Annotated in this window: 20 protein-coding genes; 7 read left to right on the forward strand and 13 right to left on the reverse strand. The window is 54.1% G+C overall.

Annotated elements, in window-relative coordinates; translation table 11 throughout:
• Nucleotides 1–203: 203 nt before the first annotated feature.
• The 3 genes from JTI98_RS08135 to JTI98_RS08145 form a co-directional block, all read right to left on the reverse strand.
• Nucleotides 204–845 (reverse strand): LysE family translocator, encoded by a 642-nt coding sequence (locus JTI98_RS08135; protein WP_042999303.1) that lies wholly within the window; start codon nt 843–845, stop codon nt 204–206.
• Between the two features lie 48 nt (nt 846–893).
• Nucleotides 894–1709 carry an AraC family transcriptional regulator gene (locus tag JTI98_RS08140; RefSeq protein ID WP_216082112.1) on the reverse strand — a complete coding sequence of 272 codons (816 nt, stop codon included), beginning with the start codon at nt 1707–1709 and terminating at the stop codon, nt 894–896.
• A 135-nt stretch (nt 1710–1844) separates the two neighbouring features.
• On the reverse strand, nt 1845–3257 hold the full coding sequence (locus JTI98_RS08145; RefSeq protein ID WP_044326770.1) for a PLP-dependent aminotransferase family protein: 1413 nt from the start codon (nt 3255–3257) through the stop codon (nt 1845–1847).
• A 176-nt stretch (nt 3258–3433) separates the two neighbouring features.
• On the opposite strand from JTI98_RS08145, the gene JTI98_RS08150 reads away from it, so the two are divergent.
• From JTI98_RS08150 to JTI98_RS08165, 4 genes are all read left to right on the forward strand, one after another.
• Entirely contained in the window at nt 3434–3598 is a 165-nt protein-coding gene (locus JTI98_RS08150) for a DUF1127 domain-containing protein (protein ID WP_071888362.1), read from the forward strand.
• 149 nt (nt 3599–3747) lie between these two features.
• Entirely contained in the window at nt 3748–4212 is a 465-nt protein-coding gene (locus JTI98_RS08155; RefSeq protein ID WP_044326769.1) for a MarR family winged helix-turn-helix transcriptional regulator, read from the forward strand.
• Between the two features lie 5 nt (nt 4213–4217).
• Nucleotides 4218–5285 carry an HlyD family secretion protein gene (locus JTI98_RS08160; RefSeq protein ID WP_216082113.1) on the forward strand — a complete coding sequence of 356 codons (1068 nt, stop codon included), beginning with the start codon at nt 4218–4220 and terminating at the stop codon, nt 5283–5285.
• Nucleotides 5275–6336, forward strand: coding sequence for a DUF2955 domain-containing protein (locus JTI98_RS08165; protein WP_044264481.1), 1062 nt, complete (start codon nt 5275–5277; stop codon nt 6334–6336). The genes JTI98_RS08160 and JTI98_RS08165 overlap by 11 nt, the downstream gene beginning before the upstream one ends.
• Before the next feature lie 68 nt (nt 6337–6404).
• Here JTI98_RS08165 and yjiA read toward each other — a convergent pair whose 3' ends face one another.
• The 3 genes from yjiA to btsT form a co-directional block, all read right to left on the reverse strand.
• On the reverse strand, nt 6405–7364 hold the full coding sequence (yjiA, locus tag JTI98_RS08170) for a GTPase (protein WP_216082114.1): 960 nt from the start codon (nt 7362–7364) through the stop codon (nt 6405–6407).
• 12 nt (nt 7365–7376) lie between these two features.
• A complete protein-coding gene (locus JTI98_RS08175; RefSeq protein ID WP_024130742.1) occupies nt 7377–7580 on the reverse strand; it encodes a YbdD/YjiX family protein in 204 nt (67 codons plus the stop codon).
• A gap of 107 nt (nt 7581–7687) precedes the next feature.
• Nucleotides 7688–9838 carry a pyruvate/proton symporter BtsT gene (gene btsT, locus JTI98_RS08180; protein WP_042321961.1) on the reverse strand — a complete coding sequence of 717 codons (2151 nt, stop codon included), beginning with the start codon at nt 9836–9838 and terminating at the stop codon, nt 7688–7690.
• Between the two features lie 296 nt (nt 9839–10134).
• On the opposite strand from btsT, the gene JTI98_RS08185 reads away from it, so the two are divergent.
• Both JTI98_RS08185 and tsr read left to right on the forward strand, forming a co-directional pair.
• A complete protein-coding gene (locus JTI98_RS08185; protein WP_216082115.1) occupies nt 10135–11142 on the forward strand; it encodes an Ldh family oxidoreductase in 1008 nt (335 codons plus the stop codon).
• A gap of 165 nt (nt 11143–11307) precedes the next feature.
• Entirely contained in the window at nt 11308–12972 is a 1665-nt protein-coding gene (tsr, locus tag JTI98_RS08190) for a methyl-accepting chemotaxis protein (RefSeq protein ID WP_042999311.1), read from the forward strand.
• Here the strand turns inward: tsr and JTI98_RS08195 are convergent.
• From JTI98_RS08195 to JTI98_RS08215, 5 genes are all read right to left on the reverse strand, one after another.
• Nucleotides 12969–13484 (reverse strand): GNAT family N-acetyltransferase, encoded by a 516-nt coding sequence (locus JTI98_RS08195; RefSeq protein WP_042999312.1) that lies wholly within the window; start codon nt 13482–13484, stop codon nt 12969–12971. The genes tsr and JTI98_RS08195 overlap by 4 nt on opposite strands.
• A gap of 98 nt (nt 13485–13582) precedes the next feature.
• Complete coding sequence (locus tag JTI98_RS08200) at nt 13583–14854, reverse strand: TRAP transporter large permease (protein ID WP_044253891.1); 1272 nt, start codon at nt 14852–14854, stop codon at nt 13583–13585.
• Entirely contained in the window at nt 14851–15324 is a 474-nt protein-coding gene (locus tag JTI98_RS08205) for a TRAP transporter small permease (RefSeq protein ID WP_042999314.1), read from the reverse strand. The genes JTI98_RS08200 and JTI98_RS08205 overlap by 4 nt, the downstream gene beginning before the upstream one ends.
• Nucleotides 15325–15390: 66 nt before the next feature.
• The gene (locus JTI98_RS08210; protein ID WP_042999315.1) at nt 15391–16362 is read right to left on the reverse strand and encodes a C4-dicarboxylate TRAP transporter substrate-binding protein; all 972 of its coding nucleotides are present in this window, start codon (nt 16360–16362) and stop codon (nt 15391–15393) included.
• Nucleotides 16363–16533: 171 nt separating this feature from the next.
• Nucleotides 16534–17439: a GntR family transcriptional regulator gene (locus JTI98_RS08215; protein ID WP_042999316.1), complete on the reverse strand. Its 906-nt coding sequence runs from the start codon at nt 17437–17439 to the stop codon at nt 16534–16536.
• Between the two features lie 139 nt (nt 17440–17578).
• On the opposite strand from JTI98_RS08215, the gene JTI98_RS08220 reads away from it, so the two are divergent.
• Nucleotides 17579–18601: a zinc-binding alcohol dehydrogenase family protein gene (locus tag JTI98_RS08220; RefSeq protein WP_044264455.1), complete on the forward strand. Its 1023-nt coding sequence runs from the start codon at nt 17579–17581 to the stop codon at nt 18599–18601.
• A 57-nt stretch (nt 18602–18658) separates the two neighbouring features.
• Here the strand turns inward: JTI98_RS08220 and opgB are convergent, their stop codons facing one another.
• Together opgB and JTI98_RS08230 are read right to left on the reverse strand one after the other, a co-directional pair.
• Nucleotides 18659–20950, reverse strand: coding sequence for a phosphatidylglycerol--membrane-oligosaccharide glycerophosphotransferase (opgB, locus tag JTI98_RS08225; RefSeq protein ID WP_216082116.1), 2292 nt, complete (start codon nt 20948–20950; stop codon nt 18659–18661).
• 272 nt (nt 20951–21222) lie between these two features.
• The gene (locus JTI98_RS08230) at nt 21223–21714 is read right to left on the reverse strand and encodes a DUF2501 domain-containing protein (protein ID WP_192502145.1); all 492 of its coding nucleotides are present in this window, start codon (nt 21712–21714) and stop codon (nt 21223–21225) included.
• Nucleotide 21715 lies beyond the last annotated feature (1 nt).

Raw genomic sequence — 21715 nt, forward strand, 5'->3', positions numbered from 1 at the left:
ATGTAATCAAAAGCACTGCCCATGAGAATCACAGACAGGGGAACACATTCTGACGCTTGTCAGAATGTGTAGCGATTACAGATGGTTATCAGCACATCACACCTCGGGAAAAGTAAGTTGAACGGAAAATATACACCTTAAGTGTCATTATAATTTGATGTTAGTCAATAGAATGGGCTGAATTCATTCAGTATCTCAATGAGCTACGGGAAGAGAAAGCGCCAGACGATCCCGCAGCCAAAGGCGATCAACACGACCCCGGCGAGACGTTCGATCCACACGATCCCGTGGCTTAGCCGTCGCTGGATAAACGGCAGGCCAATCCCCATCACAATCAACAGATCCCAGCACAGTACGACGCTGGTCATCCAGATCCCGCTGACGGCCTGCTGCACCAGCGTCACTGACGGGCCAAGCAGGGCGGTCATCAGCGCCAGATAGAACAAGGCGTTTTTCGGGTTGAGCAGCGACGAACCCAGCCCCAGCAGCACTTGTTTGCCCAATCCCGGACGCGTGGACTGGGCATCTGCGCCCGTCAGCGTTTGCGGACGACTGCGTAGCAGCAGGCTGCCGATCCACAGTAAATAAAGTGCGCCCAACAGTGCGATCAACGTGAAGAGCTGGGGAAGCTGACGGAGGATCCCCCAGCCGGCAATCGCCAGCAGGATATAGATGCCGTTACCGGCGGCGATCCCCAGGCACAGCCCGGCACTGCCGCGCAGTCGATAGCGAACGGCGTAGCCCACCAGTAAAAAGAAATCCGGTCCGGGGCTGAGCAGCGCCACAAAGTGAGCCAGCGCCAGGGCGGGAAAGGCAGGGGGAAAGAGTACAGACAACGGTTCCATAGTGACCTCAGTGTGCAAACCTGAGTACACGCTACGCCCGGTGAAACGCTAATTATTGTCTGATATTGATCGTCCCCGCGCATACTGACGCGGTGTGGCGGCGGTATAACTGACAAAGGTGCGGTGGAAATGGCTCTGGTCGGCAAAACCACTCTGATAGCCGACGTCGGCGATATCGTCTCCGGCGCGCAGTCGCGTTCTGGCAAAATCGATCCGCGCGATGTTCAGATAGCTGCCCGGCGTCAGACCGGTGTCCTGCTTAAAGGTGCGAATCAGCGTCTCTTTGCGCATGCCGAACTCTTGCGCGACATCATCAAGCGACGGTGGAGAGAGCAAATTGCTGTGCAGCCGCGCTTTCAGAGACTGACTGGTCGCTCGCGGACGCGGCGGATTTCCTGACTGCAAGGGGAGTGCGCGCAGCAAGAGGCGGACGGCATCGATAAGCGGCGCGGTTTGCCGTTTCTCCATTAACGCCACAAGGTCGAGAAAGCGCTGAAAGCGTTGTGGATCGCGGATCACCGGGCTCGGGGCGAAAAACGGTGCAGGGATTGTCTGTTCGGACAACTGGGCAACACACCAGTCCGCGTCCAGGTAGAGCATATGGTAGCTGCGACACTGTCCATCGACCGGATTACAGCTGTGCGGTACCCGTGGCGGGATGACTATCAGGTCGCCCACCTGCAGACGGTATTCTTTGCCATCGCTGACACAGCAGGTTTCACCTTCCAGAATGGCCCCAACAGAGAGTTGCGGATGGTGATGGCGCTTATAGGCCTGATGACTGCGCCAGGTGCTGCGCAGCTCCAGCCATGCAAGCCGCTCATCGCGCCAGAACGATTGTGGAATATCTCGGGTGTGGGTCACAATTAGTGCCTCCGGCATAGTCATGCTTTGTTATATCACGGTACAAAGACTTACCAGACTTTCCGCAGAAGAGCTGCAGAGTGTGATTCACTGAATACGCTGTGTCGCGTTCAGGCCGTCCGGTAAGTCGAATGTTTACTCCATCGCGACTTTGATCGCCTCGCCCAGTTTCTGCATCACATCCCGGTGCTTCTCGTTGGGCGGAAGCGCACAGTTTATGCGCACGCAGTTGCGGTATTTCCCGGATGCGGAAAACAGTGAACCCGGTGCGACCTGAATTTTCAGGCGACAGAGTTGTCTGGAGACACAAACCATATCGACCTGCTCCGGGAGTTCAACCCATAACATAAAACCGCCTTTTGGTCGCGTTACGCAGATCCCACAAGGAAAGTATTCCCGCGCCCAGCAGGTATAAATCTCCATATTACGCTGATAAATCTGCCGCATTCGCCGGACGTGGCGGTGATAGTGTCCTTCCTGGACAAACGTCGCAGCCGCCAGTTGTGTGGCGGGAACGTTGGTGCCAATAACCGCATACTTCATATGCAGTAATTTGTCGTGATAACGACCCGGAGCGACCCAGCCGACGCGCAGGCCAGGGGCGACCGATTTGGTGAATGAACTGCAAAGGATAACCCGACCGTCGATATCCCAGGAGTGAATGGTTCTGGGGCGGGGATACTCTGTCGCCAGTTCACCGTAAACATCATCCTCGAAAATCACAATGTCGTGGCGTTGAGCGAGCGCCAGCACCGCCCGCTTACGGGTGTCCGGCATGATAAAACCGAGCGGGTTATTGCAATTGGGCACCAGGATAACGCCTTTGATCGGCCACTGTTCAAGCGCCAGCTCCAGCGCTTCAATACTGATGCCGGTATCCGGATCGGTCGGGATCTCAATCACTTTGATCCCTAAACCGCGCAGCAATTGCATGGTGCCGTAATAAGCCGGGGATTCCACAGCGACAATGTCTCCTGGCTGGCAGACGGCCAGCAGGGCCAGTGACATGCCGCTTTGACTGCCGCTGGTGATCACCAGATCGTCGGCGTTAACCACCGATCCGCCATCCAGCATCAGCCGGGCGATTTGCTGGCGTAGTGCGAGGCTGCCAGCCAGTTCATCGTAGCCCAGAACCGCACTCAGATTGTGTTGTGCTACGCGACTGAGTTCGCGCCAGAGCGGTTTCAGGCTGGGTTGGCTAACATCCGGAATACCGCTGCTAAGCGGGATAACCGATTGGTCGTGATGGCCTTCCAGCATGTTCAGTACCTGCTCCCATTGGGTAATCTCAACCGGACGCTGTACCGGACGCGACATCGGCGGGACCGGCGGCAGCGCTTTCTGAGGCGCGACGAAGTAGCCTGAACGGGGCTGCGGCGTAATGAGTTGCAATGATTCCAGCACCTGATACGCCTGCTGTACGGTGCTGATACTGACACCGTGCTCCTGACTCAGACTGCGTACCGACGGCAATTTCTCTCCGTGACGATACAGCCCTTGTTCAATACGCTCGGCCAGAATATTAGCCAGATGTTGGTAACGCGTCATGCTGTATCCCTCGAAGATGCCATACAGATGTAAAAACCAGTACAGACAGGTGCAAAATGTGCGATGCAGAGACAGTATTAGCGAATCTGTATGTTAAATAAAAGCTGTTTTTGAATCTGTATTGATCCACCCGAAAACCGCCAGAATACAGGCTCTGGTATGAGAGGGGGTGGAGTATGGAATTTCATGAAAACAAAGCAAAGCAGCCGTTTATTGGCTTTGTCCTGATCTGGCGAGCGTTTAAAAAATGGCATCTGCAGGCGCAAACCCGACGGATCCTGCAACAGATGAGTGATGAGCGACTCAAGGATCTGGGATTACGCCGGGATCAGATTGAATAGCGTGACTGTAGCAGTCAGAGGCTGGAGGTGGAACCCGTCCGGCCTTTTTTACATTCATAAAATTTATCAATTCATGCTTACAGACAGTGTGTTTCTTGATACTTACCCTGATAAGTATTATTTTCCTTTCGCTTAGAGAGGAAAGAGACATGACTGAAGATGAGCTGTTTGCCCGCCGCCCGTTGGGGATGCGTATGGCGATGGTCGTGCGTCAATGGCGGTCCATTATTGATGCGGCTATTACCGATACCGGCCTGACCCAGTCCAGTTGGACGGTGCTGATGCAACTGTATCAACTGGGAGATAACGTTTCGGTCAGTGAACTGGCACAGGTGCAGGGTATTGAACTGCCACCGCTGATGCGCACTCTCACACAACTGGAAAATCAGGGCTATCTGGTGCGTTCCACATCGCCTTATGACAAACGCATCCGTCTGCTAATGCTAACTGCGGAAGGCCGTGCCCGGCTGGTAGAGTTGAACCGGATGATTGAAGCCTATCAATGTCGCGTCACGCGTACCATTCCTGAAGCAGATCTCGCTTCCTTCAGCGCCACCTTAAATGTAATCGCCTGCAATCTGCGGACAATCCGCGAAGAAGATAATCAACACTAAAAACTATGATGACCCCAGAACAAAAATTTGCCCGTTGGGTAAGGGTGAGTATTGCCGCTTTCCTTGCCATATTCGCCTGGTTTATCGTTGCCGATATCTGGATCCCGTTGACGCCGGACTCCACGGTGTTGCGCTCGGTCACGCCGGTTTCGTCGCGTGTTTCCGGATACGTCTCGCACGTTTATGTGCACAATAACAGCCAGGTAAAAAAAGGCGATCTGCTTTATGAGCTGGATCCCACGCCATTTATCAACAAAGTCGAGGCCGCGCAAATCGCCTTTGCGCAGGCCAGACTGAGCAATCAGCAACTGGATGCACAGATTGCTTCTGCCCGCGCCAACCTGCGTACTGCCGAATATACTGCGCGTAATGACAAGCTGACGTTCGACCGCTATCAGCGGCTAAGCGCGATGCAAAACGTTTCGCAGGCGGATCTCGACAGGGTGCGGACGACCTGGCAGACCAGTGAACAGTCGGTAACCGCTCTGCATGCCAACATCCACAATCTGTTGATCCAACGTGGCGAGCGCGAAGACAGCCATAACGTGACGCTGCAAAAGTATCGCAATGCGCTGGAAGAGGCGCAGTTGAATCTGGCATGGACAAAAGTGCGCGCAGAGACGGACGGAACGGTGAGTAATCTCCAGCTTAACGCCGGGCTTTACGCCACCGCCGCCACGCCACTGCTGGCGCTGGTCAGCAATCAGACGGACATCGTGGCCGATTTCCGCGAGAAGAGCCTGCGCCATACCCGCGTCAATACCGATGCCGCCGTGGTGTTTGATGCCATGCCGGGTAAAGTGTTCCGTGCGCGTGTGACCAGCAGCGATGCGGGGATCCTCGCCGGACAGGAAGAGGTCAACGGTCAACTGTCGCAGCCAGAGCAATCCACCCGCTGGGTGCGCGATGCGCAACGGATGCGTATTCACGTGACGCTGAGTGAACCACTGGACAAACCGTTACCGACCGGTGCCCGCGCCACGGTGCAGTTGTATAACAGCGAAGGCCCTTTTGCCCGTACTTTTGCTGGCGCGCAAATCCGCCTGGTCAGTTGGCTGCATTATGTCTATTAACACCCTGGCGCGCGTATTCACGCCACATGACAACATCGTCTATACAGCCAACGACTTTCGCCAGACTCTGCGGATAGCCGTTGCCGGGACGATCGCGCTAAGTATTTCGACCTTTTACAACGTCCAGTACGGCGTTTTCTTCGTGGTCTATCCGTTGATGCTGATGTCGCTGGTACCGGTGTTTAACCGCCACGTAGCGCGGCAGTTTGTGTTCAGTGCGGCGGTGAACTGCGTCGAAATGGTATTGATTGTCGGTTATCTCTCGCAGTGGCCAGTGATCATGACGCTGGTGGTGTTTGGCCTTTACGTGATGCGCTTTCGCTTTATGAGCAAGGGGCCGCTGTTTCTGCTGGGGTCAATGGGTGTGGTCTGCCAGAGTACGATGCTCAATTTTATGAGCTATCCCACCACAGACTGGCACACGCTGATGTTTTCCAACATGGAAGCCTGCGTGATGGCGGTAGCGCTGAGTGCGCTGCTGCACTATTTGATCCCCGATGTGGAACCGCGTAACCCGCCGCCGCGCATTGAGAAAGACGACGCCCGCATTCGCCACGAATCGCTGCTTTCCGGCACCGTGGCGACGATGATCTTTGTGATCTTCCAGATTTGCGATCTGAGCGATTCGCTGTCAGCGCTGATGGCGGGGATTTTGATCCTCTTTCCGATGCACTATCGCGGCGCGGTCCTGAGTTCCCTCTGGCGCGTCGTCGGTGTGGTACTGGCCTGTCTCTATATTCTGGTGGTGCAGTTGCTGATTTATGATTTCAGTAATCACATGCTGTTAATGATGCCACTGATCGGTCTCGGATTGGCCTTTAGTGCCCGTCTGCACGTCATGGAAAAAGTGGGTGCAGGCGTGGGGTTCGCCAGCATCACCACCATCGGCATTATGTTCGGCCAGAACCTGCACCCGAACAGCGACCTGGTGTTCAGCGATTTGTACCGCATCACCTCAGTCACCGTCGCGCTGCTGGCAACGCTGACGATGGTCTTTCTGGTCCACCGAATACTGAACTGCTTTGCGGCGACGCGATTTGTGGTGGAGTGAGTGTCGGATGGCTGCCGCCTGGGGAAGAACCGTAGGCCCGATAAGCGTAGCGCCATCGGGCACGGGAATCACGACTTCTTCAGCCCCGCAAAGGCGGCTCTGATGTCGTCTTCCGGCAACTGAATGCCGATAAACACCAGCGTGCTGTGCGGTTGTTCATCGCCCCACGGGCGGTCCCAGTCGGCGCTATAGAGTCGCTGTACGCCCTGGAACAGCAGACGGTTCGGTTCGCCTTCAATCCACAGCATACCTTTGTAACGCAGCAGTTTTTCGGCGGATTCCAGCAGCAGGTTTTCCATCACGCGGGAAACGTCGCCGATATCCACCGGATAATCCAGTTCCACCACAATGGAAGAGATATCGTTCTGCTTGTCGGCGATAAAGTGAAAGCGCGGTTTGGCGCTGACGACGTTCTCTTCCAGCATAAAGCCATTGGTGTCGAACAGCAGGGAGAGATCGATATCACCGTGTGTCACGGTATACACTGGCGCACGGGCGTTGATGCGCGCTAAGCGTTCACGCAGCTTTTCGCTTTCGCCTGCCACGTCGGTTTTGGTCAGCAGGATGCGATCGGCATAGCCGACCTGCGACTGGGCGATGGTGAACTGGTTCATTTGATCGTCGGCATGGACCGCATCAACCAGCGCAATCACGCCGTCCAGCAGATAGCGCTGGCAAATCACGTCGTGGGAGAAAAAGGTTTGAATAATCGGGCCGGGGTCGGCCATGCCGGTGCACTCGATCACCAGACGATCAAAATAGATGGCGCCCTTATCGAGGTTATCAAGCAGGTCTAACAGCGCGTCTTCCAGCTCGTTGGAGCGCGTACAGCAAATACAGCCGTTGGTCAGGGTTTTGATCTGCGTGGCGCGATCGCCAATTAGCTGATCGTCCACGGACACTTCGCCGAATTCGTTTTCGATAACGGCAATCTTGTAACCATGTTCTTCGTTGAGGATGTGGCGTAGCAGGGTGGTTTTACCTGCGCCAAGAAAACCGGTGAGTAGGGTGACTGCAATCGGGGTCATTCACTTCTCCTTCTAACAGCAGCGCATGCCGCCTTTACCGTCGCCGCCGTAGCGCGCCTGCTGGCGCTCGCGGAAGAATTCTTCATAGCTCATGTACGGCTTGTCCGGATGGTTGGTTTGCATATGCTCGACATAGTTATCGTAGTCTGGAATACCAATCAACATCTTTGCCGCCTGGCCGAGATATTTTTTTGCCTGACCTAAGTTACCAAACATTGTGCCGCCTCGTGAATGATTAAAGCCGGATGGCGGCTTTCGCCTTATCCGGCCTACGCTTACAGCATTCTGTAGGCCGGGTACGCGAAGCGTTACCCGGCATCAGCTTAGTGATGTGAAGAGGTCTTCACGCCGCCTTCAGGAATTGGAACGTACGGTGTTTCTTTATCGGTACGCTTGTCGACGTTGCGCACATTCATCCAGGTTTTGAAACCATAGAAGATGATGCTGTACACCACCACCAGGAACAGAATACTCAGGCCGGCGTTGGTGTAGTTGTTCACAACGATGTGATTCATGTTAGCAATCTGCTGTGCGGTCAGTTCGCCGCCGTTGGCAATCTTCTCTTTGTACTGGTTAGCCATGTAGAAGAAGCCTTCCATCTGCGGGTTGGAGCTGAACAGTTTCAGGCCCAGCGCCCAGGTGGTGCAGATCAGCAGCCATACTGCCGGGATAACGGTCACCCAGATGTATTTGGTGCGCTGCATTTTAATCAGTACCACGGTACCCAGAACCAGCGCCACGGCTGCCAGCATCTGGTTAGAGATACCGAACAGAGGCCACAGGCTCTTCACGCCGCCCAGCGGATCGACCACGCCCTGATACAGCAGGTAACCCCACAGACCCACGCAGCCCGCCGTACCGATGATACCGGCAACCAGAGAGTCGGTCTTCTTCAGGAACGGAACGAAGTTACCCAGCAGGTCTTGCAACATAAAGCGACCAGAACGGGTACCGGCATCCAGCGCGGTCAGGATAAACAGCGCTTCAAACAGAATACCGAAGTGGTACCAGAAGCCCATGTCCGCCATCGGCAACACTTTGTGGAACACGTGCGCGATACCTACCGCCAGCGTCGGTGCGCCACCAGCACGGTTCAGAACGGACGGTTCGCCGATGTCTTTCGCCGTTTGCAGGATCTGCTCTGGCGAAATCACGAAGCCCCAGGAACTGACGGTTGCCGCCGCATGCGCGGTCACGTCTTTCAGCTGTGCCATAATCAGCGGCGCGTTCTCACCCCCCATTTCATGCAGGTTCGGCATCGTAATGCCCAGGCCTGCCGGCGGGGTGTTCATCGCAAAGTAGAGACCCGGTTCGATAATGGAGGCTGCAACCAGCGCCATGATCGCCACGAAGGATTCCATCAGCATCGCACCGTAACCGATGAAGCGGGCGTCTGTTTCACAGGCCAGCAGTTTCGGCGTGGTACCGGAAGAGATCAGGGCGTGGAAGCCAGAGACCGCACCACAGGCGATGGTAATGAACAGGAACGGGAACAGCGCACCTTTCCACAGCGGACCGGTACCATCGATGTACTGGGTCATGGCCGGCATTTTCAGCTCTGGGTTGAGGATCACGATACCCAGCGCCAGGCCGACGATCACGCCGATTTTCAGGAAGGTGGCCAGATAGTCGCGTGGAGCGAGGATCAGCCATACTGGCAGCAGTGCAGAAACGAACGCATAGCCGATCAGTGCAAAGGTAATGGTGGTGTCTTTAAAGGTCAGCGCCGGGCCCCAGTACGGGTCGTGAGCAATCACGCCGCCGAAGTAAATAGACGCAACCAGCAGAACAATACCAATCACCGACACTTCACCCACACGCCCCGGACGCAGGAAGCGCATGTAGATCCCCATGAACAGCGCGATAGGTACGGTGGAGCAAACGGTGAAGACCCCCCACGGGCTTTCGGCCAGCGCTTTTACGACGATCAGCGCCAGTACCGCGAGGATGATGATCATAATTAAGAAGCAGCCAAACAGGGCAATGGTCCCCGGCACGGAGCCCATCTCTTCTTTAATCATCTCGCCAAGCGACGCGCCGTTACGGCGAGAAGAGATAAACAGCACCATGAAGTCCTGGACCGCACCCGCCAGCACCACACCCGCCAACAGCCACAGGGTACCAGGCAGGTAACCCATCTGCGCTGCCAGAACCGGACCGACCAGCGGACCAGCGCCCGCGATTGCGGCAAAGTGGTGTCCGAACAGGACATAGCGGTTGGTCGGAACGTAGTTCAGGCCATCGTTATTGATGACCGCAGGTGTCGAACGTGTAGGGTCGAGCTTCATCACCTTCTGGGCGATGTACAGGCTGTAGTAGCGGTAAGCCACCAGATATACCGACACGGAAGCGACCACGATCCACAGGGCGCTGACGTGTTCACCCCGGCGTAAGGCGACAACCGAGAGGCAGAATGCCCCGATGATCCCGAGGATCACCCAGGGTATGTGCTTGAATATCTTTTTCGTATCCATAGTAAAACCTGGTTTTATAAGATGAATAATTGGCCGAAGCCGTTTGGTTTGGGTTGCGTTTGAAGAGGTAATTTGACTGCTATGTTGGTGACGATCTTGCCAGAGAGTCGCGCGTGTAAAGTAAGGTAAATAAGTGAGCGGTCAAATGGTGAGTTAAGCGGTCAGAAGTGTCAGTAAGCGGTAAAGAGGATCGCCGGGCGGTAAATATTATGTGACTGAGATCACAAAGAAAAATCCGCCAACGAAGGGTGAATACCGACTACGCTTATTGCCGACAACATCATAAGGAGAACAACATGGAAACAGTAAACCTCACTTTATCTGAGGCTTACACGCTGGCGCGTGAGGTGCTGAGCAGCAACGGCTTTAGCGCGGAACATGCGGATGCTATCGCGCGCAATGTGACGGCGGGCGAGCGCGACGGCTGCGCGTCTCACGGGTTATGGCGCTTGCTGGGGATCGTCGAGACCCTACGTAAAGGAAAAGTCTCCGCTGATGCCCGTCCGCAGATTTTCGATCAGGCGCCCGCTATCGTCAAAGCAGATGCTGGCGGCGCGTTCTCGCTGGTGGCCTATGAACAGGCGCTGCCGTTGCTCATCAGTAAAGCCAGCGCATGCGGAATTGCGGCGCTGGCGATCAACCGCTGCGTTCACTTTTCCGCATTATTTGCAGATATTGAACCTCTGACGGACGCCGGACTGGTGGGCTACGCCTGTACGCCAAGTCACGCCTGGGTCGCACCGTCAGGCGGTACGCGTCCGCTGTTTGGCACCAATCCCATCGCGTTTGGCTGGCCGCGCAAAGGCAAACCGCCTTACATTTTTGATATGGCGACCAGCGCGGCGGCGCGCGGCGAGATCCAGTTGCATCAGCGAGCTGGAAAAGCGATTCCGGAAGGGTGGGGTATCGACAGCGAAGGGCGACCGTCAACCGATCCGCAGGCGGTATTAAATGGCGCGATGCTGACCTTTGGCGGACACAAGGGCTCGGCGTTTGCGGCAATGGTTGAACTGCTGGCAGGGCCGCTCATCGGTGATATGACCAGTGCGGAATCGCTGGCCTGGGATGAGGGGGCAGGCGGTCTGCCATACGGCGGCGAGCTGATTCTGGCACTTGACCCGTCCCGGTTCCTCGGGGATGAGGCGCATCATCATATGGATCGCGCCGAAACCCTGTTTGCCGCAATGCAAGAGCAAGGCGCACGCTTACCAGGAGAAAGACGCTTCAGTTCGCGTGAGAAATCGTTGCTGGAAGGGGTGACGATTACCCGTTCCCTGTTTGAGGACATTTCCGCACTGAGATAAGGCAGAACGGGCGAGGCATCCTCGCCTGATTCCCGTTCGGGTAGAGGGTAATCGCATTTTTTGCCAGTTAATTGAACAAATTTCCTGTGATACCCCTCGCGATTGCATAAAGTTTTCTCGTTCCAGGCCGACAACCAGAGTATCTGTCTAGCGGAAAGAGAAAACATGTTAAAACGTATCAAGATTGTGACCAGCTTATTGCTGGTTCTGGCTTTATTTGGCCTTTTACAACTCACTTCGGGCGGTTTGTTCTTTAACGCATTGAAAAATGACAAAGAGAATTTCACCGTTCTGCAAACTATTCGCCAGCAGCAGTCTACGCTGAACGGCAGTTGGGTGGCTCTGCTGCAAACGCGTAACACCCTTAACCGTGCGGGTATCCGCTACATGATGGATCAGAACAATATCGGCAGCGGCGCGACCGTTGCGGAGCTGATGCAGATTGCCAGCGCCTCTTTGAAACAGGCGGAGAAAAACTGGGCGGACTATGAAGCGTTACCGCGTGACCCACGTCAAAGCGAAGCGGCATCGGCGGAAATTAAACGCAATTACGATATCTATCACAACGCGTTAGCCGAACTGATCCAGTTGCTGGGGGCCGGGAAAATCAACGAGTTTTTCGATCAGCCAACCCAGGGGTATCAGGATGGTTTTGAGAAGCAGTATGTGAACTACTTGCAACAGAACGACCGTCTGTATGACCTGGCGGTAGAGGACAACAACAGCTCTTACAGCCAGGCGATGTGGGTTCTGGGCAGCGTGTTGTTAGCGGTGCTGGTGGTCATTATTGCCGTCTGGTTTGGCATCAAACTGTCGCTGATCGCGCCAATGAACCGCCTGATCGCGAGCATTCGTCACATTGCCAGCGGCGATCTGGTGAAGCGGATTGATGTAGAAGGCACCAATGAAATGGGCCAACTGGCGGAAAGCCTGCGCCACATGCAGGGTGAACTGGTGCGTACCGTGGGTGATGTGCGTAACGGCGCGAACGCCATTTACAGCGGTGCCAGCGAAATCGCGATGGGTAACAACGATCTCTCTTCCCGTACCGAGCAGCAGGCAGCCTCTCTGGAAGAGACGGCGGCGAGCATGGAAGAGTTGACGGCGACCGTTAAGCAGAACGCCGAAAACGCCCGTCAGGCCAGCCATCTGGCGCTGAGCGCGTCCGAAACGGCGCAAAAAGGCGGAAAAGTGGTGGATAACGTGGTGCAAACCATGCGCGATATCGCCTCCAGTTCACAGAAAATTGCTGACATTATCAGCGTGATCGACGGCATTGCCTTCCAGACCAACATTCTGGCGCTGAACGCAGCGGTAGAAGCGGCACGTGCAGGTGAACAGGGACGCGGCTTTGCGGTGGTTGCCGGTGAAGTACGTAACCTCGCGCAGCGCAGTGCGCAGGCAGCGCGCGAGATCAAGAGCCTGATTGAAGACTCCGTGAGCCGTGTTGACGTCGGTTCTACGCTGGTAGAAAGCGCCGGTGAAACCATGGATGAAATTGTGAATGCGGTAACCCGCGTGACCGACATCATGGGCGAAATCGCGTCGGCTTCCGATGAGCAAAGCCGTGGGATTGACCAGGTCGGTCTGGCCGTGGCGGAAATGGATCGCGTAACTCAGCAGAACGCCTCGCTGGTGGAAGAGTCAGCCGCCGCCGCTGCGGCGCTGGAAGAGCAGGCCAGCCGTCTGACGCAGGCCGTCGCCGTGTTTCGTATCCAGCAGGAACAGCAGCGTGCGCGTGACGTTGCCAGCGTGAAGTCCGTTTCCACAACGGTTCAACCGCGTAAAGCCGCTGTAGCGGAAACCGGGGATAACTGGGAAACGTTTTAATTAAGCATCAGGCGCATGGCACAACGCGATTCAAACGGGATGCCATGCGCCGTTTCTTCCTCTCGCTTCTGGCGTAATGCCGCCGGCAACGCGTTCTCTTCCAGTATTTCAAATCCCAGATGTTGATACAGCGGTGCGTTCCAGGCGACATGGCGAAACGTGGTGAGCGTCAGGGAGGTAAAGCCCTGCTCACACGCCCATTGCGCGACGGTGTTGATTAACTGGCGGCCAATGCCTTTACCTTGCCACGCCAGATGCAGCGAAAATTCGGCAATATACAGCGACGTCTCCATCGCTTCGCCCAGCAGAAATCCAACGGGCCGATCGTCAACCAGCGCCAGCCAGCTCAATCCTTTAGCGGCATATTCACGGTGCAGTTCCGCACTGACAATGTGATCGTCCGCGATCCATGCCAGCGCTGGCACCGTTAAAAAACGCTGTCCTGCTGAGCGTTCAATCGCAGGCAGAACGGCAGCGTCTGCCAGTGTAGTGGGGCGAACCGTAATGTGCATAACGATACCGGGAATAAGGTGACAATGAGGGCAGTATAACGCGCTGTCCGGTCACAGGGAAAAGTCCCCGCGAGCGGGGACACTATGGGGTTAACAGGTTAGACGAGAAATAACGAAATAGCCGGTATGTAGGTCACCAACATCAGCATGAGTAACAAGGTACCCAGTAACGGTAGAGACTGGCGGAAAAACTGACCGACGGAAACCTGCGTAATATTGCAGACCAGTAACATGACGGTACCAACCGGCGGCGTGAAGGCGCCAATAGAAAGGTTGAAAATCATGATGATACCGAAGTGTACCGGGTCGATTCCAAAATGCGCCACGACAGGTTTAAGCAAGGGAACCAGAATCAGCAGAATGGCATTCCCTTCAAGAAACATCCCCAGTGTTAGCAAAAGAATATTGATAATTAACAGGAATATGTATTTGTTTTCTGTCAGCGTCGTGACAAAGTTCGCCACCGCGACGCCAGCATGTTCCATTGAGAAGATCCAACCGAGCGCGGCACTTGCCATGATGACTAACATGACCGATGCCGTTGCCCGTGCCGTTTCTCCCAGCGCTTTCACGACATGGCCGAGAGTCATTTGACGATAAATGAAGAAACCGATAATCAACACGATGAGCACCGCTGCCGCACCGGCTTCTGTTGGGGTGAAGATATTGGCGCGAATCCCCCCGACGACGGCAAAAATCAAAAACAGAGCGGGCCATGCCTGCCCAAGCGAGAAGAGCGCTTCCTTACCGGTAGGCCAGGTGTCGCGTGAGGGCTTAGCGTTGGTTTTACGGGCAACCAGATAAACCGTAAACATTAACAACACCGCACAGAGCAGGCCCGGAATCAGACCGGCCATGAACATTTTCCCGATGGAGACGTCTGCCACCAGCCCATAAATAATCAGGGCAATTCCCGGTGGGATAATCGGGGTGACAAGCGAGCCCCCGGCGGTGATCGCCGCTGCAAAGGCGCGGTTGTAGCCTTTACGCTCCATCTCGGGGACCATCATGCGTGACAGCATCGCTGCGTCGGCCAGGTTTGAGGCGCTGACCCCTCCCATCATGGTACTGACCAGAATATTAGCGACACCGAGTCCGCCCCGCATTTTACCGACCAGAATATTCGCCACCTGCAGGATACGTTCTGCAATACCGGTATAACTCATCAGCGTACCCAACAAGATAAAGAAGGGTATTGCCAGCAGGGATGGGCTTTGGGTTGGCGCAATCAACCGCTGAACCGCAATTTCAATCGGAACCGTGGAAAAGAAGAGGAAATAGGCAATAATGCCGATAAACATTGCCAGATAAACACGAATATTCAGAAATAAGCACACGATCATTAGTGGAATAATTAATAACCAGCTCATTGTTTTTCCTCACCGACATCGGCCTGTTTAACGTCATTAATTAACCAGTAGAGCGTGTACGCTGCCGTTGCCAGGGTACCGACCGGAACGGCGACATCAATCCAGAACCAGGACACTTTTAAGATTTGCGTGACCTTGTACTGCGCCATTTCCGCCAGTCGATAACCCAGCCAGGCCATATAAACCAGCAATCCGATGGACAGCACGGCAACCAGCGAGGCAATAATGCGTTTGATTTTATGCGGGAGCATATCGACGACAAAAGGAATCGTCAGATGCGCCCGGTCGCGCTCAGCCACCACGCCCCCCAACATCACTACCCAAATCATCAGCAGTCCGGACATTTCCTCGGTCCATTGAATGGGCTGTCCGACAAAATAGCGCATGAATACGGCGGCAATGGTCATGATCACCAGGATAAACAGTGCCAGTGCTGCGCTCAGTTCTACAAGCTTGCCAAAGAAACGCATTAATCCTCCTTCAGAGAGTCGCCCTGGCCTTGAGAGAAAAAGGTTTAGGGCGATCTGGGCCTGTATTTATTGCAGTTGCTGTTGAATGGTTTCATACAAACCCGGCGTCCACTCCGGGAATTGCGTGTACACGTCGCGAGCTTTCTGGCGGAATGCTTCAGTATCCGGGTAAATTACTTCGACGCCTTCCGCTTCCATGGCCTTCAGCATTTCGGCGTCGCGTTCAATCGTTAATTTTTGGCTATAGAGACCCGCTTCATAACCCGTTGAGTGAATCAATTCCAGCTGCTCAGGAGAGAGCGTACTGAAAAAGGCTTCGCCACCAATCCATACCGAGGTGTTGGTCAGGTAATTGACCATCGACAGATATTTCGCCTGCTCAAACAGTTTTTGCCCTTGCAGAACAGAAATCGGGTTTTCAACGCCATCAATAACGCCCTGAGTCAGTGCAGGGTAAACTTCACCCAGCGGCATAGGGGTTGGCGTGGCGCCCATTGCCTGAATGGCTTTAATTTGCATGACGTTATTTGGTACGCGGATTTTCATCCCCGCCAGATCTTCCACTTTGCGAATCGGTTTTTTAGAAATAATCTGACGGGTGCCGTACAGATAATTGTTCATCACCACATGAATCCCTTTTTTCTTCAGGTCTTCATTTTTTTGACGGAACCAATCGCTCTCATAGATTTTGAAGAGTTTTTGCGGATCGTCAGTCAGATAAGGTCCAAACAAAATACCTAAATCAGGTTCATAATCGGCAAGGAAAGCCACGTCGGTGAGCGTGATGACGTTCATTCCCATCATGGCTTGTTCAGTCACATCTTGTTTTGACCCTAGCTGTGAGCTGGGATAGAGAACCAGGGTTATTTCTCCATTACTTTTTTTATTCAGAATGTCAGCCCAGTAGCGCATCACCACATCTAATGGCTCGCCTGGATTATTCTCATATGCGACTTTAATAGAAAGCGGTTTAGCCTGAATGGTGAATGGCAGAAAAAAAGTACAAACAGTAATCAGCACGGCTATTATCTTGTTCATTTTCTACTTGCTCCCAGGGGTCAACGAATAAAACCAACTTTTTTACTGGCGAAAAAATTCAGAGTGAATCCTGCCTAATCAGAAAGTAAGCAGAAAGTCATCATGGTGCTGTATGCGTTGTATGAAATCGTGCTCTTGCTAAAGGTTTGTTGTTTTTAATGTGTTTTTAATTTACTCGTTTTCTTGTCGAATAGAGCGAATCATCGATTGCTTCGCCGTATTCAGGTGGTTACGCAGTGCAAGAAGCGCATCGAGATCGCTGCGGCAAATTAGCGCGCTGAGGATGGTCATGTGCTCATCAATGGCGATGATATTGCGTTGTTTAAGATCGCGCTCATCCCACTGGTAATGGAAATGGAAGATCACTGAAATAATCTCAAGCGATTGATTAAAAAATATATTATCGGCAGCGGAGAGCAGCAGTGCGTGAAAATCACGGTCCAGCAGGGAGAACATACGGAAGTCGCTGCCGACGCTGTCGCGCAGCGTACGGTGGCGTTCCAGCAGCATTTTGGCCTGCAGCCAGCGCGGATCGTCATCCGGCAGATTGAGAAAATGCTGTAGCGCATGGGTTTCCAGCATCTCACGCAGCTCAAAAAGCTGTTCTGCATAGGACTGATCGAACTTTTTCATGCTCCATTGGCCGCGTTTCTCGCTCTGGATGAGATCGTAACGTCCAAATTTTAAAAGGTATTCTCGTACCACCACCGGGCTGACCCCAGCCGCTCTGGCCAGTTGAAGTTCAGAGAACGTCTCGCCAGCGCGAAGCTGGCGTTGGTTAATCATCGTATAAAACGCCTGCTCAAAAATACGGTTCTGCTCGGCCATGGAGGCGGTGGTACAGGCAAAACCATCATCATGTTCGGGGCTTCGGGTAATGACGTGGTCGTTGCCGACCAGAGTCAGCACGCCGCACTCGCTGAGGTGGTTCAGCATGTGGCGCACGGTGGTACGGCTGATGTTGTACATCTCAGCTAAGGCGCTTTGCGACGGCAACGGTGAAGGAAGGTGGCCGCGCGCCATATCATCGATCACCTGGTTAATAACATTGTGACGTAAATTTTGCGAACGGCTCATCGGGATCTCCTTTTGACTGCATTAAAACCCGATTTAAAACATTTTAATGCGCAGAGTTTCACAAATTAGCTTTCTCGTTACGCGGCTATTTCTATTTTCATCAATATCTGAAGCAACAAAGAAACAGGAGCGCATAACGATGTCCACAATGAATATGTTGATTTGCCAGGAACCCAAAAAATTAATTCATGAGAAACGCGAAATTCCAATTCCGGATAAACAGGAAGCGCTAATTAAAATTAAGTCTGTCGGTATTTGCGGAACCGATATTCATGCCTGGGGAGGTAATCAACCTTTTTTTAGCTATCCGCGCGTGTTAGGCCATGAAATATGTGGGGATATTGTGACGCTCGGCGAGAAGGTGACGCAGTTTAAAGTGGGTCAACAGGTAGCGGTGATCCCGTATGTCGCCTGTCAGCAGTGTCCGGCGTGCCTGGGAGGACGAACGAACTGCTGCGAGAAGATCTCGGTGATCGGCGTGCATCAGGATGGGGGGTTTAGCGAGTATCTCAGCGTGCCGGCGACCAATCTGCTGTTGGCGGAGGGGATTGATCCTCAGGCTGCGGCGTTGATTGAGCCTTACGCGATTAGCGCGCATGCGGTACGCCGTGCCGCTATCGCCCCCGGTGAGCAGGTATTGGTCGTTGGAGCCGGACCGATTGGGATCGGCGCGGCGGCCATTGCCAAAGCAGAAGGGGCGCAGGTGGTGGTGGCCGATACCAGCGCTGCACGTCGCGAACACGTTGCTTCTCGTCTTGACCTGCCGGTAGTGGATCCCTCTGCGGCAGATTTTGAGGCTCAACTGCGCGCGCTGTTTGGCGGTTCACTGGCGCAGAAAGTGCTCGATGCGACGGGGAACCCGCATGCCATGAACAATAGCGTTAACTTGATCCGCCACGGCGGCACCATCGTTTTTGTCGGGCTGTTTAAAGGCGACTTGCAGTTCTCTGACCCGGAATTTCACAAGAAAGAGACCACCATGATGGGCAGCCGTAACGCCACGCCGGAGGATTTTGCGAAAGTGGGACGACTGATGGCAGAAGGCAAACTGAGCGCTGAAATGATGCTTACGCATCGCTATCCGTTCAGCCAGCTTGCGGAGATCTTCGAACAGGATGTGATTAACAACCGGGCGTTGATCAAAGGAGTGATTACGTTCTGACGATTGCCATGCAGCGCCCGGAGTGGTGTTGGGCGCTGTTTTTTTTATTGTCGGTGGTCAGCCCTGAGCGCTGACCACTTTGATTTCAACCATTCCGATCCCCAGCTTACGCGGCGAGTGACCGAGGATGTTGCCTTCGTTGGTCGGGACCGGATCGGGCGGGACAATCACCAGCGTATCGGACTCTGTCGGGTTGTCGAAATGCAGCGTGGTGGTGGTGACATCGTGACCTAGCACCAGCGTCTGCTCTTCCTTGCCTACACGCACCGGAATGGGACGATTCGCATTGTCGCCGAAGGCTTTCGCGGTGATCACCAGATCGAATTTTTTCGGCAGCGGCTGTTTGTACTCGATCTTCACTTCTTCTGCCAGTTGCGCGTTAGACCAGCGTCCCCAGGATTCCGGACGAGAAATCCCGCTGAACTGCTTCACCTCTTCCGGCGCGCCTGCCACGTTGAAGATAAAGCTGTCGGCTTTATAGCGGATGTCGTTGTCGACAATTTTCAGGGTATCGACGTTGCCTTTATAGCGTTCCATGTCGATCATTGTGTCTTTAAAGGCCGTCTTACCTTTCCACTGCGCTTTATCAACATGCTGGACGATTTGCTCGCCGCCAAGCTGCCCCTGCGAGACGCACCAGTCGGTTGAGAGCGCCAGTTTCGGTGACCACAACTGGCCCATCTTGTAGCAACGATCGACCCAGACGAAGTTATCGCGTGGGGCAAAGTCGGCAAGCTGGTAGCGCAGCGGGGCGGAGTATTCACTTTCCGGCAGTGGCTCGACGCGCTTATCCGACACTCGCAGCAGCAGCGGCAGACGGAAATGGCTGCCGGAGAAGGCGATCATATTTTTATCCCGGTCGACGGTGAAATCTTTCATCTCTTTCGGGAAGTTCCACAGGCGAATGATGTCCGGCTTCATGGCGAGGATCTTTTCTTTGCTGTTGAGGAACACTTCCGACATCGACTGACCTGACAGGCTACTACGCCCCAGGCCAATAAAGTTATCGCCGCCGAGAATATCCAGCACCGTGGCGCCGTTATCCATGGTGTTACGTTTGACCGCCAGCGTCTCCTGCTGAGGTTTGTCGCCACGTATCACGAAGAACAGGTTGTTGCGATCCTGCTTGTTCAGGTATTTCCATGCGCTGTTGTTCATCGCCAGATGGTCCGAAGAGACCACGATCACCGTATCTTTAAACCACGGTGATGCTTTGATTTTATTGATAAATGCCGCGATATTTTCCTGACTACAGCTGACGGCGCTAAAAGACTGGTTAGGTTTACCGTCGAAATCATAGCGTTTTCGCTGACAGGCACGTGAGATAAAGCCGTCCGGATGATGGGTATCGACGGTCAGGGTAAACAACGAAAAACGCTGGCCGGAACGGGAGAGCTCTTCGAACTTCTTCCACGCTTCATCCAGTACCGTATCGTCATAGAAGCCCCAGTCATTGCGGTAATTCGGATCGGCGACGACGCTTTTTAACTCTTCGGCGCCATACAGATAATCGAAGCCGTGGGACTTCAGGAACACGTCTTTCCCGGCAAAACGCAGGTTTGCCCCTTGCACAAAGTGGTTTTGATAGCCGGAGTTTTTCAGGATATCCCCGAGGCAGATATTTTGCGGGAAGAAGCTGGAGACTGACGCTGACGCGTTGCCTTCAAACGGCGCGAACAGGGGAATACCGCACTGGGAAGCGACCATTCCGGCGATGGTGTAGTCTGTACCCGGTAACTGCTGGGTGTGGCTGAAATCCATACCTTCGTTTTTCAACGCGCCGAGTTCCGGGGTGAGTTCCGGGAAGGCCTCATTGTCGAAATAGGTACGCTCCAGGCTTTCACCGTAGATGTACACCAGATTCAGTTTCGGGTTGGGGATGCTTTTCGCCGGTTCTTTATAGTAGGCCGCGAAATCGGGATCGCCCTCGCGGGTCTGGGATTTAACCAGTTCGCTGATCTGACGAAATGCCGGGCTGGCATCGACGGAGCCCAGCGCCAACAGCAGTGCCAGCAGGCTGTAACCAAAATGGTGGGGATGATGGCGACGACGACGCAGCACCCAGCCCAGCGTGCCAAAGACCGCCACGAGCGCAAATGCAATGCCGATGCCCGGCAGAATGTATTTGCCGACACCGGCCCCTGTCAGACTGTTCGTCAACGTGTAGAGTACGGCATCGTTAATTCCATCACCGGTGAAATAGTCGCTGGCGAAAAGCGTGATATTCAGAATCACAAAAAGTCCCAGCACCGTCAGGGTAGCGATAAACCACCAGGTGTTGCGACCCGCTTTGCAGGCATAAATCAATACAGAGGCAAGAAACAGCGCGATGGAGAGTAACTCAGACAACGGACGATCCTCACAAATAGCCTTGTGATTAGGCTTTAAACCAGGCCTTCGACTGGCAGATTAGCGTTTACAGAAAGTACAATGTAATGGGGTTGTCACTTAGCTGCAATTCTAGTGACATTTAATTACCTTGTTATTCAGAATTGGTTTAGAAAGAGGCTTTTTTGATCGCCGTCACTTCCCTCCATGCCTGGGATGAGCATGAAAGAAGGGCGAAAAGGGGGGAGAAGCGCCGCGACTGGCGGAAAACGACCAAAACGCGGCGTCGGGGATCAGGATATAAAGTTCATACCCTGTTTGAGTACCAGGTCGCAGGCTTTGGTTTTCACTTTTTCTGCGAGCGGCGTGCTGCCGATATTGTTCAGGTTAAGCTGCTGACCGTCTTTGGTATTGAGCAGACCCTGAATGCCGTCCAGATAGTTGGTGTCCTGCTTTTGCTCGGTAGCGCCGAGGCCAAGCTTATCCAGTACCTGATTTTTCACATTTTCCGCATCGGTAACGGACGCCAGCTTCTGCTTCGCGCAGTATTGCAAAATCCCGGCGGCGTTATTCATATTGTTCGCACTCAGCGCCTGGTTGCCGCCGTTCAGCAGGCTGGTCAGGGAAGAGAGCGAGGTGCCGCTTTGCGATGAGGTGGTACTCTGCTTGCTCAGTTCGCTGGCGGCGCTGGAGAGCGAGTCTTGCCAGGAGGCGGCGAAAGTATTGGCGGCGAAGCAGACACTGGCCGCGATTACGCAGCACAGCAAACGTTTTGTCGTTTTCATT

It is taken from the genome of Citrobacter sp. MGH 55 (assembly GCF_016906145.1).
In the GTDB taxonomy this organism is placed as follows: domain Bacteria; phylum Pseudomonadota; class Gammaproteobacteria; order Enterobacterales; family Enterobacteriaceae; genus Citrobacter_A; species Citrobacter_A amalonaticus.

What these genes read in the sequence shown, in the direction of transcription:
- JTI98_RS08150 (WP_071888362.1), top strand. Translation starts at nt 3,434, where the DNA reads ATGGAATTTCATGAAAACAAAGCAAAGCAGCCGTTTATTGGCTTTGTC.
- JTI98_RS08220 (WP_044264455.1), top strand. Translation starts at nt 17,579, where the DNA reads ATGTCCACAATGAATATGTTGATTTGCCAGGAACCCAAAAAATTAATT.
- JTI98_RS08160 (WP_216082113.1), top strand. Translation starts at nt 4,218, where the DNA reads ATGATGACCCCAGAACAAAAATTTGCCCGTTGGGTAAGGGTGAGTATT.
- JTI98_RS08135 (WP_042999303.1), bottom strand. Translation starts at nt 845, where the DNA reads ATGGAACCGTTGTCTGTACTCTTTCCCCCTGCCTTTCCCGCCCTGGCG.
- JTI98_RS08195 (WP_042999312.1), bottom strand. Translation starts at nt 13,484, where the DNA reads ATGCACATTACGGTTCGCCCCACTACACTGGCAGACGCTGCCGTTCTG.
- JTI98_RS08145 (WP_044326770.1), bottom strand. Translation starts at nt 3,257, where the DNA reads ATGACGCGTTACCAACATCTGGCTAATATTCTGGCCGAGCGTATTGAA.
- yjiA (WP_216082114.1), bottom strand. Translation starts at nt 7,364, where the DNA reads ATGACCCCGATTGCAGTCACCCTACTCACCGGTTTTCTTGGCGCAGGT.
- JTI98_RS08215 (WP_042999316.1), bottom strand. Translation starts at nt 17,439, where the DNA reads ATGAGCCGTTCGCAAAATTTACGTCACAATGTTATTAACCAGGTGATC.
- JTI98_RS08165 (WP_044264481.1), top strand. Translation starts at nt 5,275, where the DNA reads ATGTCTATTAACACCCTGGCGCGCGTATTCACGCCACATGACAACATC.
- JTI98_RS08155 (WP_044326769.1), top strand. Translation starts at nt 3,748, where the DNA reads ATGACTGAAGATGAGCTGTTTGCCCGCCGCCCGTTGGGGATGCGTATG.
- btsT (WP_042321961.1), bottom strand. Translation starts at nt 9,838, where the DNA reads ATGGATACGAAAAAGATATTCAAGCACATACCCTGGGTGATCCTCGGG.
- JTI98_RS08200 (WP_044253891.1), bottom strand. Translation starts at nt 14,854, where the DNA reads ATGAGCTGGTTATTAATTATTCCACTAATGATCGTGTGCTTATTTCTG.
- JTI98_RS08210 (WP_042999315.1), bottom strand. Translation starts at nt 16,362, where the DNA reads ATGAACAAGATAATAGCCGTGCTGATTACTGTTTGTACTTTTTTTCTG.
- JTI98_RS08230 (WP_192502145.1), bottom strand. Translation starts at nt 21,714, where the DNA reads ATGAAAACGACAAAACGTTTGCTGTGCTGCGTAATCGCGGCCAGTGTC.
- tsr (WP_042999311.1), top strand. Translation starts at nt 11,308, where the DNA reads ATGTTAAAACGTATCAAGATTGTGACCAGCTTATTGCTGGTTCTGGCT.
- JTI98_RS08185 (WP_216082115.1), top strand. Translation starts at nt 10,135, where the DNA reads ATGGAAACAGTAAACCTCACTTTATCTGAGGCTTACACGCTGGCGCGT.
- JTI98_RS08175 (WP_024130742.1), bottom strand. Translation starts at nt 7,580, where the DNA reads ATGTTTGGTAACTTAGGTCAGGCAAAAAAATATCTCGGCCAGGCGGCA.
- JTI98_RS08205 (WP_042999314.1), bottom strand. Translation starts at nt 15,324, where the DNA reads ATGCGTTTCTTTGGCAAGCTTGTAGAACTGAGCGCAGCACTGGCACTG.